Raw genomic sequence first — 16012 nt, forward strand, 5'->3', positions numbered from 1 at the left:
GGAGGCCGGAACCCGCCCGTTCGGCACCCGGTTCGGGAGCTTCAGCGCAGAGGCTCCCGGACCGGGCTTTTTCATGCGTCACAGTGGCGGCTTTCCCCACCATTGATTTCACGGACAACTGCCTGCTCAATCGCCCCAGATGTCCGAAAACAAGAGGCCTATTGCCCTGCTTATGGGTTGGCGTTACGATCTCTCTGTGTTGTCGTTCAAGTGGAGTCTGATGCTTTCTGGGTCGCATGTCTCCAATGGGCGATTCGCAGATTGATGTTCCTCCTCGCCGAACTCCGGGGTCCGACATGGCACAGGACGCGCCATTCGCCGACGATCGCCGCCCCGCTCGCGCATCCCGATCCGGGGAAATTCCGCCTGTTCCAGGCGGTATTCGCGGTGTTCTTCCGAACACGGGGGCGATGAACCGCGGTACCGGCGATGATCGACCGGCCGCCGGCGGAGCCGCCGCCCGTTCCGGGAAACCGATGATCGTTTCCTGGTAGCCGATCATCGAAATTCCCGGCGCACCGCCGTTCCTTCCGTGTCCCGGCGGTGCCGGACTCCCATCGGGGCGCTGCGTACCGGCCGCCCGCCGAGTCACGCAGCGGCCCGGAACCTTAAACCGGCGATCGAGCAGGGGTGAGCCGACGTGACACAGCGGGACAGCTCGGCCGGCCGTCGGCCGGACGAGGAAGCGCACCGCCGCATCGCCGTGATCGGGATGGCCTGCCGCTTCCCCGGAGCCGACAGTCCCGGTGCTTACCGGCGCCTGCTCCGTGAGGGCCGCAGCGCCGTCACCGCGCCCCCGCCCGACCGTGCGGCCGCGGCGCCCCGCCTCGACGGCGACGTGCTGCCCGGCGGGTTCGTCGACGCCGACGCCTTCGACCCCGAGCCGTTCGGCGTCTCCCCGCGCGAGGCCGCCGCCATGGACCCGCGCCAGCGGATCGCCCTGGAGCTGGTGTGGGAGGCCGCCGAGGACGCCCGCCTTTCCGCCGAGCGGCTGCGCGGCACCCGCACCGGCGTGTTCGTCGGCGCCATGGGCGACGACCACGCCGCCCGCGCCCGCGCCGTCGGCACCCCGGCCACCCACCACACGCTCACCGCCGCCAGCCGCGCCGTCATCGCCAACCGGGTCTCCTACACGCTGGGCCTGCGCGGTCCCAGCCTGGCGGTCGACACCGGCCAGTCGTCCTCGCTCGTGGGCGTGCAGCTGGCTGTGGAGAGCCTGCGGCGCCGCGAGTCCGACATCGCCGCGGCCGGGGGAGTGCACCTGAACCTCTCCGCCGAGGGCGCCGCCGGCGAGCAGGCCTTCGGTGCGCTCTCGCGGAGCGGCCGCTGCCGCACGTTCGACGCCCGCGCCGACGGCTACGTGTGCGGCGAGGGCGGCGGGATCGTCCTGCTCAAGCGGCTGGCCGACGCGCTGGCCGACGGCGACCGCGTGCACGCGGTGCTGCTGGGCGCGGCGGTCGGCAACGACGGCGACGGCGCGGGCCTGACCGTGCCGGCCGCCCGCGGGCAGGCCGACGTGATCCGCCTGGCCTGCCGCGACGCCGGGATCGACCCCGCCGAGGTCGGGTACGTGGAGCTGCACGGCACCGGTACCCCCGCCGGCGACCCCGTCGAGGCCGCCGCCCTGGGCGAGGCACTGGGTGCGCGGCGCCCCTCCTCCGAGCCGCTCCCGGTCGGCTCGGCCAAGACCAACATCGGCCACCTCGGCGCGGCCGCGGGTGTCGCCGGGCTGATCAAGGCCGTACTGGGGGTGGCCGCCGGCGAGCTGGTGCCCAGCCTCGGCTTCGAGAGCGCGCACCCCCGGATACCGCTGGCCCGGCTGGGCCTGCGCGTACAGCGCGAGACCACACGTTGGCCCGGGGACGGCCCGCGGCGCGTGGCGGGGGTGTCGTCCTTCGGCATGGGCGGAACCGACTGCCACGTGCTCGTCGCCGAGGCGCCCGCGGTACCGCCGGGCGAAGAGCGGGGGGCCGGTCCGCGGCGTGGGCGGTGCGGGCTGCCGGACGCCGCCGGGAGCGCAGACGCGGCGCACCTGCCGTTCGTGCTCTCGGGCGCCGGCGCGGCTGCGCTGCGCGCCCAGGCCGGCCGGCTGCGCGAGCACCTGGTGGCCGATCCGCCGCCGCTGCGCGACCTCGGCGCGTCGCTGGCGACCACCCGCACGGCGCTGGGCCGGCGCGCGGCGGTGGTCGCCGCCGACCGCGCGGAGCTGCTCGCCGGGCTGGACGCCCTCCGGGCGGGCACGGGCGGCACCGGAGTGCTGCGCGGCCACCCGCGCGCCGGCGCGACGGCGGTGCTGTTCCCGGGCCAGGGCACCCAGTACCCGGGCATGGGGGGCCGGCTGTACGCGCGGGCGCCGGTGTTCGCGGCGGCCCTGGACGAGGTGTGCGCGGAGTTGGACCCGCTGCTGCCCGGCCCGCTGTGCGGCGTCATGTGGGCCGAGCAGGGAACCGAGCGCGCCGCGCTGCTGGACCGCACCGGCTGGACCCAGCCCGCGCTGTTCGCCGTGGGCGTCGCGCTGTACCGGCTGCTGGAGTCGTGGGGCGTGCGGCCGGCGCTGGTCGCCGGGCACTCGATCGGCGAGCTGGCCGCGGCCCACGTCAGCGGCATGCTCCCCCTGGCCGACGCATGCGCGCTGGTGGCCGCACGCGCGCGGGGGCTGGACGCGCTGCCCGAGGGCGGGGCGATGTTCGCCGTCCGCGCCGGTGCCGCCGAAGCCGCCGAGCTGATCGCCGAGCAGGGCGCCGAGGGCGCGGTGGCGGTCGCGGCGGACAACGGCGCGGAGTCGGCGGTGATCTCGGGTGAGCGGGCCGCCGTCTCGCGGATCGCCGAACTTCTGGGCGAGCGCGGCCGCAGCACACGGCGGCTGCAGGTCAGCCACGCGTTCCACGCGCCGCAGGTCGATCCGGCGCTGCCGGCGCTGCGGGAGGCGGCGCGCGGCCTGCGGGTGCGCCCGGGGGAGGGGCCCGCCCTGGTCTCCGGCGTGACCGGGGACGTGGCCGGTCCCGATGATCTGGCCGACGCGGAGTACTGGGTGCGCCAGGCGCGGCAGCCGGTCCGCTTCGCCGACTGCCTGGCCGTGCTGCACGAGCGCGGGACGGGCGTCTACTGCGAGCTGGGGCCGGGCGGGATGCTGACGACGCTGGCGCGCGAGGCCGCCGAGGCGCGCGGCGGCGGCACGGCCCCGGCGTCCTGCATCGCCGGCCCGCGCCGCGGCGACGAGGAGCGCGCGGCGGCCGAGTACGCGGCGGCCCTGCACGTCAACGGAGTGCACCTCGACTGGGACGCGGTCTTCGGGCCGGGCACCCGGCCGGTGGACCTGCCCACCTACGCCTTCCAGCGCCGCCCCTTCGGCCCCGGCCCCGCGGGCCCGGCCGGCGGCCGCGAGGGGGCGGGCGCCGAGCGGACGGCCGGGGCGGCCGCACCCGGAGTCGAGGCGGCCGACGGGGCCGGGCGCCCCGGTGGGCGCGACCCGGCAGCGGAGCGGCGCGGACCGCGCAAGGGCGCCGCCGAGCTGCGCCGGTTGCGCGACCTCGTGCTGACGCACACGGCCGCGGTGCTCGGGCACGCCTCGCCCGAGACCGTCGACGCCGGCACCGCCTTCGGCGACCTAGGCCTCGACTCGATCCTGTCGGTCGAGCTGCGCGACCGGATCGGCGCCGCCACCGGGCTCGCGCTCCCCGCCACCTTGCTCTTCGACGCCCCCACCCCCGACCTGCTGGCGGATCGGCTGCACGCCGAACAGGGCGGCGGCACCGCGGAGCCCGAACCGGCGCCGGCCGCCGGCGCCCGACCGCGTCCGGAACCCGGTGCCGGCGCTCCGGTGGCGGTTGTGGGGGTGGGGTGCCGGTTGCCGGGTGGGGTGGGTTCGCCGGAGGGGTTGTGGGATCTGGTGGCGGCGGGGGGTGATGCGACCTCGGAGTTTCCGGCGGATCGGGGGTGGGATGTGGAGGCGCTGTTTGACCCGGAGGGGGGTCGCGGGGGGACGAGTTATGTGCGGCGGGGCGGGTTTCTGGGGGATGCGGCGGGGTTTGATGCGGGGTTCTTCGGGGTGTCGCCGCGTGAGGCGTTGGCGATGGATCCGCAGCAGCGGGTGTTGTTGGAGACGGTGTGGGAGGCCCTGGAGCGCGCCGGCCTGCGCCCGGGTGACCTGCGCGGCAGCCAGGTCGGCGTGTTCGTGGGCGCCACCGCTCAGGACTACGGCCCGCGGCTGCACGAGCCCGCGGAGGGCACCGGGGGACACCTGCTGACGGGCCAGGCGGCGGCGGTGGTCTCGGGCCGCGTCTCCTACGTCTTCGGCTTCGCCGGCCCGACCGTGACCGTGGACACGGCGTGCTCGTCGTCGCTGGTGGCGCTGCACCAGGCGGTGCAGGCGCTGCGCCGGGGCGAGTGCGACCTCGCGCTGGCCGGCGGCGTCGCGGTGATGGCGACACCCGGGATGTTCGCCGAGTTCAGCGCGCAGCAGGGGCTCTCCCGCGACGGCCGTTGCAAGCCCTACGCGGCCGCGGCCGACGGCACTGCATGGGGCGAGGGTGCGGGTGTTGTGGTGTTGGAGCGGTTGTCGGATGCGGTGGCGGGTGGTCGTCGTGTGTGGGGGGTGGTGCGGGGTTCGGCGGTGAACTCGGACGGGGCGAGCAACGGGTTGTCGGCGCCCAACGGTGCGGCGCAGGAGGCGGTGATGCGTGCGGCGCTGGCGGACGGGGACGTTCGCGCCGAGCGGGTGGGTGTGGTGGAGGGGCACGGTACGGGGACGGTGCTGGGGGATCCGATCGAGCTGGGGGCGCTGGGTGCGGTCTATGGCCGCTGCGGCGGTGTGGTGGTGGGGTCGGTCAAGGCCAACATCGCCCATGTGCAGGCGGCCGCGGGTGTGGCGGGGTTGGTGTCGCTGCTGGGTGTGCTCGGGCGGGGTGTGGTTCCGCCGCTGGCGGGGGTGTCCGGGGGCGTGTCGGAGCTGGTCGACTGGGTGGAGCTGGGTCTGGGTGCGGTCTCGGGCGGGCCGCGGGTGTGGGAGGGCGTGGAGGGCCGGCGGATCGGCGGGGTGTCGTCGTTCGGGATCAGCGGCACCAACGCCCACGTCCTCGTCGAGGAACCGCCGCACGATCACGCCTACGACTTTTCCGCGCCCTCCGGTGAGCCCGCCGGCGCTCCGCGGGGACGCATCGTCGGCGGACTCGCCGAACCGCCGGCCGCGACACGCCCTCCGGCGCAGACGCCTGCCGGACGCGCGGCGGCAAGCGCCGCGGCCGAAGCGCACGCGGCGTCCGCCGGCGGCGCGGATCCCGCCGAACCGTACGCGGACTCCGCGCCCGCCGCGCGGGCGCGGGTGCCGGCCGCGCGCCTGGGCTTCGTCCCGCCCTCCGCGGCCCCCCGGACGCGGCGGCCGCCCGCCGGGCGCGGACGCGGCCGTCCGAGCGGTTCCGCCGCCCCGCTGCGGCCGCCGCTGCGGACGGACCTCGTGCCCTGGGTCGTCTCCGGCGCGGTGGCCGAGGGCGTGCGGGACCAGGCCGCCCGGCTGCGCTCGGCGCTGTGGGCGGACCCCGCGAAGAGCACCCTCGACGCCGCCTACTCCCTGGCGGCCGAGCGCACCCACTTCGAGCACCGCTCGGTCGTGCTCGCGCGCGGACGCGAGGGGTTCCTCGGCGGGCTCGCCGCGGTCGCCCGCGGACGGGCGCAGGCTCCCGGCGCGCACCTGGTGCAGGGCGCCGCGGACCTGCCCGGCGGACCGGTGCTGGTCTTCGGCGGCCAGGGCTCGCAATGGCCGGGCATGGGCGCCGACCTGCTGGAGTCCTCGCCCGTCTTCCGCGACCGCTTCGCCGAGTGCGAGCGGGCGCTGGCGGCGCATGTCGACTGGTCGCCCGCCGACGTGCTGCGCGGCGTCGAAGGCGCGCCGGGCCTGGGGCGGGTCGACGTCGTGCAGCCGGTGCTGTGGGCGGTCATGGTGTCGCTGGCGGAGGTCTGGCGCTCGGTGGGCGTGGTACCGGCCGCGGTGGTGGGCCACTCCCAGGGCGAGGCCGCCGCCGCCTGCGTCGCCGGCGCGCTCAGCGTGGAGGACGCGGCCGCCGTGGTCGCCCTGCGCAGCCGAACCGTGGCCGAGCTGGTCGGGGGCGGCGCGATGGCCTCGCTGGGCGAGTCCGCCGAGCGCGCCCGGCGGCGCGCGGCGGTGCGCGAGGGCCGGGCCCACGTCGCCGCGGTCAACGGCCCCGCCGCGACGGTGGTCGCCGGCGACGCCGACGCCGTGGCCGAGATCGTCCGCGCAGCCGACGCCGAGGGCGTGCGCGCGCGCACGATCGACGTGGACTACGCATCGCACACCCCGCACGTCGAGGCCGCGCGCGCCCGCATCACCGCGGAGCTCGGCGGGATCGCGCCCCGGACCGGCGAGGTCCCCTTCTTCTCCACGGTGACCGGAGCCGAGCTCGACGGCGCCCGGCTCGACGCCGCCTACTGGTACGGCAACCTGCGCGAACCGGTCCGGTTCGGCCCCGCCGTCGGCTCCCTCGCCGCCTGCGGCCACGGGCTGTTCATCGAGAGCGGGCCGCACCCCGTGCTCACCGCCGCGATCGAGGACACGCTGGCCCAGGCGCGCGCCGACGGCGCCGCGCTGGGCACGCTGCGCCGCGACGACGGGGGCGCCGAGCGGCTGCTGACGTCGCTCGCCGAGGCCTACGTGCGCGGCGCTCCGGTCGACTGGACCGCGCTGCTGCCGCGGGACCGCGCCCGGCCGACGGCCCTGCCGACCTACCCCTTCCAGCGGCGCCGGTACTGGCTGGCGGCACCGCGCACCGGCGCCGGACCCGCCCGGCTGGGCCAGGCCGAGGCCGGCCACCCGCTGCTGGGCGCGGCGGTGGACCTCGCCGACGGACAGGTGGTGTGCACCGGCCGCATCTCCGTGCGGGACCTGCCGTGGCTGGCCGACCACGCCGTCGGCGGGCGCACCCTGCTCGCCGGGGCGGCTCTGGCCGAACTCGTGCTCGCCGCGGGCGGCCGAGCCGGATGCGGCCGGATCGAGGAGCTGGTTCTGACCGAGCCGCTCGTGCTGCCGGACGTCGACGGCGGCGACGCGGTCGACCTCCAGGTCGCGCTCGCGGCTCCCGACGAGGAGGGCCGGCGCGCCTGCACCGTGCACTCCCGCCTGTCCGGCGGCGGGCAGCCCTGGCAGCGGCACGCGAGCGGCACCCTCGGCGCCGCCGACACCGCCCCGGACCCGCGCGGCCCGGACAGCCCGGACGGGGCGGGGGCGGACGCCGCCTGGCCGCCGCCCGGCGCCTCGCCGATCGACGCCTCCGGCGCCTACACCCGCCTGGCCGAAGGCGGCTACGCCTACGGTCCCGCCTTCCGCGGCCTCAGCGCGCTGTGGCGGCGGGGCCTCGACGTCTTCGCCGAGGTGTCGCTGCCGGAACCGCTGCGGGCCGCCGCCGGCTCCTTCGCACTGCACCCGGCGCTGCTGGACGCCGCCGTGCACGCCTGGCTCACCGCCGAGGCGGGCGCGGGCGCTCCGCGCCTGCCGCACACCTTCAGCGGCCTGCGCCTGCACGCCGCGGGCGCCGCCGACCTGCGGGTGCGGCTGAGCCCCGCCGGCGCGGGCGGAGTGTCGCTCGACCTCGACGACCCGACGGGCGCGCCGGTCGCCTCCGTTGAGCGCCTGGAGCTGCGGCCCCTCCCCGACGGGCCCGCCTCCACCAGCTCCGACCTGCACACCCTCGACTGGCCGGAACTGACCGACCCCCCGGACCCCGAGCGCGGGCGATGGGCGTTCATCGGCGTCGGCGGCGACCGGTCCGACCAGGGCGGGGAGCCCGGCTCCGCCGCGGACCTGCACTACCCCGGCGTCGAGGCCCTGCGCCGCGACACCGGTACCGCGGGCCCCGTCCCGGACGTGGTCGCCCTTCGGTGCCCGGAGCCGGAGGCACACCACCCGCCGCCGGGGGCGCGCGACGTCGCCCGCCGCGTCCTGGAGACCGCCCGGTGGTGGGCCGAGGACGAGCGGTTCGCCGCGAGCCGGCTGGTTGTGGTGACCCGCGACGCCGTCGCCGTGACGGCGCGGGACCGGCTCGACGGGCTCGCGCAGACCACCGCGTGGGGGCTGCTGCGCTCCGCCCAGGCCGAGCATCCCGGCAGGTTCGTTCTCGTCGACGACGACGGCGCCGCTCCGGCCGAACCCCTGCTGCGCCGCGTCGCGGCCTCCGGCGAAGCGCAGGCCGCCCTGCGCGGCGGGCGCATCCACGCGGCGCGCGTCGTGCAGGCCCCGCCGCCGCTCACCCCCGCACCCGCGGGCACGGGCGCGGCCTGGCACATCGACGTCGCCGAGCCCGGGTCGCTCGACAACGCCGCGCCGCGCCCCGCGCCGTGGGCGTCGGAGCCGCTGGAGGCCGGGCGGGTGCGCATCGCGGTGCGCGCCGCCGGAGTGAACTTCCGCGACGTGGTCGTGGCGCTGGGGCTGCTCGACGGCGAGCACGGCATGGGCATCGAGGGCGCCGGCGTGGTCACCGAGGTCGGCCCGGGGGTCAGCGGCGTCGCGGTGGGCGACCGGGTGGCGGGCCTGTTCGGCGCCGCGTTCGGACCGGCCGCCGTCGCCGACCACCGGTGCATCGCCCGGATCCCCCGCGGCTGGACGTTCGAGCGCGCCGCCGCCGTGCCCGTGGCCCATCTGAGCGCCTACTACGGCCTCGTCGACCTCGCCCGCGTGCGCCCCGGCGAGTCGGTGCTGGTGCACGCCGCCGCCGGCGGGGTCGGCACGGCCGCCGTCGCACTCGCCCGCCACCTGGGGGCGGAGGTCTTCGCCACGGCCTCGCCCGGCAAGTGGCCGCTGCTGCGCGCCATGGGGATCGGCGACTCCCGACTCGCGTCCTCGCGCAGCACCGGGTTCGCCGCCGAGGTCGCCGGCGCCTTCGGCGCAAGCGGCGGAAAGGTCGACGTCGTGCTCAACGCGCTGGCCGGCGAGTACGTCGACGCCTCGCTGAACCTGCTCGGCCCGGGCGGCCGCTTCCTGGAGATGGGCAAGACCGACCTCCGCGACCCCCGGCAAGTGGCCGCCGACCACCCCGGCGTCTCCTACCTCCCGTTCAACCTGCCCGACGTGCCGCCGGAACGCATCGGGCGGATGCTCGCCGAGATCCTGGCCCTGCTGGAGACGGGCGACCTGGGCGCACCGCCTCCCCTGCGGCGCCGCCCCCTGCACGACGCGCCGGCGGCGCTGCGCGACCTCCGGCAGGGCGCCACCGTCGGCAAGACCGTCCTCGTTCCGCGGCGCCCGCTCGACCCGGACGGCACCGTGCTGATCACCGGCGGCACCGGAACCCTGGGCGCGGCCGTCGCCCGGCACCTGGTCGCCGAGCACGGCGTGCGACGGCTACTGCTGAGCGGGCGCAGCGGGCCCATGGCGCCCGGCACGGCCGAGTCGATGGCCGAGCTGACCGCACTCGGCGCCGAGGTCGAGGTGCGCGCCTGCGACGCCGCCGACCGCGCCGCGGTGGCCCGCCTGCTCGCGTCGGTCCCGCCGGACCGCCCGCTGACCGCCGTCGTGCACGCGGCGGGCGTGCTGGAGGACGCCGCCCTGACCGGCCTGACCCCGGACCGGCTCGACCGGGTGCTGGCGGCCAAGGTCGACGGCGCCTGGCATCTGCACGAGCTGACCGCCGACAGCGACCTGGCGGCGTTCGTGCTGTTCTCCTCGGCGGTGGGCGTGCTCGGCGGCGCCGGCCAGGCCAACTACGCCGCCGCCAACGCCTTCCTGGACGGCCTGGCCCACCACCGCAGCGCCCGCGGCCTGCCCGCCACCTCGCTGTCGTGGGGACTGTGGGCGCAGCGCAGCGGCATGACCGGGCACATGGCCGAAACCGCGCTCGCCCGCATGCGCCGGCGCGGCCTGGAGCCGATGGGCACCCGGCAGAGCCTCGCCCTGTTCGACACCTCCCTCGCCCTCGACCGCCCCCACCTCCTCCCCGCACGGCTGCGCCCCCGGGGCGGCCGCCCCGCCGCGGAGCTGCCGCAGGCCGCCCGCGCCGCCGGACCGCAGCGCTCCACACCCCGGGGGCGGGGTGCGCCGCCGGCCGACCCGCAGGACCGGCACACCGCTCTGCTGGACCTCGTCCGCGAGCACGCCGCGGCCGTGCTCGGGATCGCCTCGCCCAGCGCGCTGCGGCCGGGCCGCCAGCTTACCGACGCGGGCATCGACTCCCTGACGGCCGTGGAACTGCGCAACCGCCTCAACACCGCCACCGGGCTGCGGCTGCCCGCCACGATCCTGTTCGACCACCCCACCCCCGACGCGCTGGCGGCGGTGCTGGCCGACCGGCTCGCGCCCGAGGGCGGTGCCGCGCCGCCGACCGGTGCGGATGCGCCGGACGGCGGCGCGCAGCCGCACGGCGGTACCGCCATCGACACCATGGCCCTCGACGACCTGGTCGATCTGGCGCTGACCGACGAGCGGCCCGAATCCCGTTGAGCCCGTGAAGCCACCGCTGCCCCGGAGGTCGCCGTGACCCAGCACAGCACCGGCCCGAACCGGCAGGCGCCGGAAGGCGACCGCGTCGCCACCGCCCTGCGCGCGGCCCTCAAGGAGAACGACCGCCTCAAGCGGCACAACCGCCGGCTGAGTGCAGCGGCCCGTGAGCCGGTGGCGGTTGTGGGGGTGGGGTGCCGGTTGCCGGGCGGGGTGGGTTCGCCGGAGGGGTTGTGGGATCTGGTGGCGTCGGGGGGTGATGCGACGTGCGATTTTCCTGAGGACCGGGGGTGGGATGTGGAGGCGCTGTATGACCCGGAGGGGGGTCGCGGGGGGACGTGTTATGTGCGGCGGGGCGGGTTTCTGGGGGATGCGGCGGGGTTTGATGCGGGGTTCTTCGGGGTGTCGCCGCGTGAGGCGTTGGCGATGGATCCGCAGCAGCGGGTGTTGTTGGAGACGGTGTGGGAGGCGCTGGAGCGGGCGGGTATCGATCCGACGGTGCTGCGGGACAGCGCGACCGGCACCTTCATGGGCGCCATCGCCCAGGAGTACGGACCGCGGATGTACCAGGCGGCCGAGGAGACGGCCGGCTACGCCCTGACCGGCTCCATGCCCAGTGTGGTCTCCGGCCGTGTGGCCTACACGCTGGGTCTGCGCGGGCCGGCGGTCACGGTGGACACGGCGTGCTCGTCGTCGCTGGTGGCGCTGCACCAGGCGGTGCAGGCGCTGCGCCGGGGCGAGTGCGACCTCGCCCTGGCCGGCGGCGTCTCCGTGGCCTCCTCGCCGAGCGTCTTCGTCGAGTACTCCCGGCAGGGCGGGTTGTCGCGGGACGGGCGGTGCCGGTCGTTCGGCGCCAAGGCCGACGGCACGGGGTTCGGTGAGGGTGCGGGTGTTGTGGTGTTGGAGCGGTTGTCGGATGCGGTGGCGGGTGGTCGGCGTGTGTGGGGGGTGGTGCGGGGTTCGGCGGTGAACTCGGACGGGGCGAGCAACGGGTTGTCGGCGCCCAACGGCGTTGCGCAGGAGGCGGTGATGCGCGCGGCGCTGGCGGATGCGGGTGTGGAGGCCTCGCACGTGGGTGTGGTGGAGGGGCACGGTACGGGCACGGTGCTGGGCGATCCGATCGAGCTGGGGGCGCTGGGTGCGGTCTACGGCCGCTGCGGCGGTGTGGTGGTGGGGTCGGTCAAGGCCAACATCGCCCATGTGCAGGCGGCCGCGGGTGTGGCGGGGTTGGTGTCGCTGCTGGGTGTGCTCGGGCGGGGTGTGGTTCCGCCGCTGGCGGGGGTGTCCGGGGGCGTGTCGGAGCTGGTCGACTGGGTGGAGCTGGGTCTGGGTGCGGTCTCGGGCGGGCCGCGGGTGTGGGAGGGCGTGGAGGGCCGGCGGATCGGCGGGGTGTCGTCGTTCGGGATAAGCGGCACCAACGCCCACGTCCTCGTCGAGGAACCGCCTGAGGACGTCCCGCTCCCGCACGCGTTCGGCCGCCGCGCGACCACCGCTCGCGCGACCGGAACCCGCGAAGCGTCCGTGTCCGCAACCGGCGCCGCCGGCGCCGGGAGCCGGGACACGCCCTGGCCGGTGTCCGGCCACACTCCGCAGGCGCTGCGCGCCCAGGCCGAGCGGCTGTACACCCGTCTCGCGGAGCACCCCGAAGCCGACGCGGCCGACGTCGCCTACTCCCTGGCCACCACCCGCACGCACCTGGAGCACCGCGCCGCGGTCCTCGGCGCCGACCGCGACGACCACCTCGCCGGGCTGGCGGCGCTGGCGCGCGGCGAGGCCCCGCCCGGCACGGTCCGCGGGCGCGGCGGCCCGCCGGGCAGAACGGTGTTCGTGTTTCCCGGGCAGGGCGGGCAGTGGCCGGGGATGGCGGCCGGGCTGCTGGAGGCCTCCGAGGTCTTCGCGGGGCGGATCGCCGAGTGCGAGGCGGCGCTGGGCCCGCACGTCGACTGGTCGCTGGGTGCGGTGCTGCGCGGCGAACCCGGTGCACCGGGGCTGGAGCGGGTGGATGTGCTCCAGCCTGTGCTGTGGGCGGTGATGGTGGCCCTGGCCGAGCTGTGGTCGGCCTGCGGGGTGCGGCCCGACGCCGTGGTGGGCCACTCGCAGGGCGAGATCGCGGCCGCCTGCGTCTGCGGCGCGCTCTCGCTGGAGGACGGCGCCCGCGTCGCCGCGGCGCGCAGCCGGGCCGTGCGCGCCCTGGACGGCGACGGCGCGATGGCCCAGATCGCGCTGCCCGCCGACCGCGTGCGCGAGCTCATCGCCGGCCGGCCCGACCAAATCGGCGTCGCCGCGGTCAACGGTCCCGCCTCCACGGTGGTCAGCGGCGAACGGGAGGCCGTGCGGCGCACGGTCGAGCGCGCCGCCGACACCGGTGTGCGGGCGCGGATGGTCGACGTGGACTACGCCTCGCACTCGGCGGCCATGGAGCCGCTGCGCCCCGCCGTCCTGGCCGACCTCGCCGACCTCGCCTCCCGGCGGCCGCGCGTGGCCTTCCCCTCCACCGTGACCGGGCGCCCCGTCGCCGAGGGTGACCTCGGCGCCGAGTACTGGTACGCCAACATCCGCCGCCCCGTCGAGTTCTCCGCCGCCGTACGCGCCCTCGCCGAGAGCGACCACGGCCTGTTCGTGGAGATGAGCCCGCACCCGGTGCTGACCATGGCGGTCGAGCAGACCGCCGAGGACGCCGCCGAGCGCGCGGCCGGGGTGATGCCGGAGGCGACGCCCGCCGCCGCCCTCGGCTCCCTGCGCCGCGACGAGGGCGGGTGGCCGCGCTTCGCCGCGGCGCTGGCCGAGGCCTACGCCCACGGCGCGTCCGTCGACTGGTCCGCCGTCTACGCTGGCGTCGAGGGCAGCGTCGTCGACCTGCCCACCTACGCCTTCCAGCGCCGTCGCCACTGGCTGGCGCCCCAGCCGCCGCCCGCCGAGCGCGCCGCCGCCGCGGACAGCGCGTCCCGCGCCGGGCACGCCGACCGGCCGTTCTGGTCGGCGGTCGCCGGCGGCGACGCCGAGTCCCTCGCCGCCGCCCTGGGCACCGACCCCGGGCCCGTGCGCGCGCTGCTGCCCGCGCTGGAGGGCTGGCGCCGGCGCCGCGACGAGCGCACCGCCCTCGAAGCGCTGTGCTACTCCGACCGGTGGGTGGCCGTACCCGAGGCGGCCGCCCCGCCCGCCGGCCGGTGGCTGGTGCTGCTGGAGCCCGGCACCGGCTCCGGTGGCGCGGCGCGGGCCTGGTACGACGCGTTGCGGGAACGCGGCCTGCGCGCCGAGCCGGTCGAGGTCGACCGCTCCGCCGACCGCTCCCGCCTGGGCGCCCTGCTGCGCACCCCCCGCGGCGCCGCCGAACCCGTCGACGGCGTGCTGTGCCTGCTCACCCTGGACGGGCCCGCCGACCCGGCGGCCGCGACCGCCGCGGGCCCCGCGCTCGTCGCCGACCTCCTGCGGGCGATGCCGGACGCCGGAGTCGATGCCCCGCTGTGGTGCGCCACCGGCGGCGCGGTCTCGACCGGGGAGAACGACCCGCTGCGCAGCCCCGAACAGGCCCCGGTGTGGGGGCTCGGGCGGGTCGCGGCCCAGGAGCACCCCGAGCGCTGGGGCGGCCTGGTCGACCTGCCCGACAGCCCCGACCGGCGCACCGCCGCCCTGCTGCACACCGCACTCTGCGCCTCCGGCGGCGAGGACCAGCTCGCCGTGCGGCCCTTCGGCCTCCGCGCCCGCCGCCTGGTCCGCGCCCCCGCTCCGGAGCCCGCCCGCGCCGCCGCCCGGCCGTGGCGGCCCGCCGGCACCGTGCTGATCACCGGCGGAACCGGCGCCCTCGGCGCGCACACCGCCCGCTACCTGGCCGGCCGCGGAGGCGACCGCCTCCACCTGCTGCTGGCCGGGCGGCGCGGGCCCCGGGCTCCGGGCGCCGACGCGCTCGCCGCGGAGCTGCGCGCCTCCGGCACCCGGGTCACCCTGGCGGCCTGCGACGTCGCCGACCGCGCCGCCGTGGAGCGCCTGCTCGCGGACGTGCCCGCCGAACATCCCCTCACCGCCGTCGTGCACGCCGCGGCCGCGCTCGACGACGCCCCCATCGCCGACCTCGACTCCGCGCGCATGGAGGCCGCCATGGCGGTCAAGGCGGGCGCGGCCCGGCACCTGCACGAGCTGACCGCCGGCACCGGGCTCTCGGCGTTCCTGCTCTACTCCTCGGTGGCGGGCCTGCTCGGCGTCGGGGGCCAGGGCAACTACGCGCCCGCCAACGCCTACCTCGACGCGCTCGCGCGCCACCGCCGCGCCGCGGGACTCCCGGCCACCTCCCTTGCCTGGGGCCACTGGAGCGGCGAGGGGATGGCCCGGCGCGCCGATGTCGCCGACATGCTGGCGCGGCACGGCATGCCCGGCATGTCCGCGGCGACCGCCACCGCGGCGCTGGAGGCCGCCTTCACCGGCGACGCGGACCCCGCCTTCGCCGTCGCCGACATCGACTGGCGGCGCTTCACGCTCGCCTTCACCGCGGCGCGCCCCAGCACCCTGCTCGACGACCTGCCCGAGGCGCACCGCGGCGCGTCCGCGCCCGCCGCCCACGACGCCGACCCCGCGGCAGAGCTGCGGCGGAGCCTCACCCAGGCGCCCCCGCCCGAACGCGACCGCATGGCGCGCGCGCTGGTGCGCGAGCACGTCGCGGCGACCCTCGGCCACGACTCGCCGGAGGCCGTCGACGGCGCCCGGCCCTTCACCGACCTCGGCCTGGACTCGGTGATGGCGGTGGACCTGCGCAACCGGCTGAGCGCCGCCACCGGCCTGCGGCTGCCGGCCGCGCTCGCCTTCGAGCACCCGACCGTGTCGGCGGTGGCCGCCCACCTGCGCGGCGCGCTCGGCGCCGGAGACGCGCCGGGGGACACCTCCGCCCCCGGCGCGGCGCAGGTGGCCGAACTGGAGCGGCTGCTGGCGACCCTGGACCCGGCCGAGGTGCGCGCGTCGGCCCTCGCCGAACGCCTGCGCGCCCTGGCGCGCGCGGCCAAGGGCGGCCGCGCCCCGCAGGAGGAGGCCGCCTCCCTGGACGGCGCCACACCCGATGAGGTCTTCGCGCTGATCGACGAGGAACTCGGGGACCGGTGACCGCCGGCCCCCGGCCTCCCCGCTCGGCGATACCGCTTCCCACCCGCAGGCCGACACGAGACCCGGGGCAGACATGACCGAGAGTACGCACACACAGCAGAAGCTCTTCGACTACCTCAAGCGCGTGACCGCCGACCTGCGCGAGACCCGGCGCAGACTGCACGAAGCCGAGGCCGCCGCGCGTGAGCCGGTGGCGGTTGTGGGGGTGGGGTGCCGGTTGCCGGGTGGGGTGGGTTCGCCGGAGGGGTTGTGGGATCTGGTGGCGGCGGGGGGTGATGCGACCTCGGAGTTTCCGGCGGATCGGGGGTGGGATGTGGAGGCGCTGTTTGACCCGGAGGGGGGTCGCGGGGGGACGAGTTATGTGCGGCGGGGCGGGTTTCTGGGGGATGCGGCGGGGTTCGATGCGGGGTTCTTCGGGGTGTCGCCGCGTGAGGCGTTGGCGATGGATCCGCAGCAGCGGGTGTTGTTGGAGACGGTGTGGGAGGC

The 16012-nt window shown here is 77.5% G+C and carries 3 protein-coding genes; all 3 read left to right on the top strand.

Features of this window, described 5'->3' with window-relative positions:
* The first annotated feature begins 640 nt into the window (after positions 1–640).
* Positions 641–10441, top strand: a complete 9801-nt coding sequence (locus tag ABEA15_RS23330) for a type I polyketide synthase (protein WP_345559068.1) — start codon at positions 641–643, stop codon at positions 10439–10441.
* Between the two features lie 33 nt (positions 10442–10474).
* Positions 10475–15526 (top strand): type I polyketide synthase, encoded by a 5052-nt coding sequence (locus tag ABEA15_RS23335; protein WP_425579440.1) that lies wholly within the window; start codon positions 10475–10477, stop codon positions 15524–15526.
* 73 nt (positions 15527–15599) lie between these two features.
* Positions 15600–16012: beta-ketoacyl synthase N-terminal-like domain-containing protein (locus ABEA15_RS23340; protein WP_345559070.1), on the top strand; the 413-nt coding region annotated here is incomplete at its 3' end.

This window comes from Streptomonospora halophila, from assembly GCF_039542725.1.
GTDB lineage: Bacteria > Actinomycetota > Actinomycetes > Streptosporangiales > Streptosporangiaceae > Streptomonospora > Streptomonospora halophila.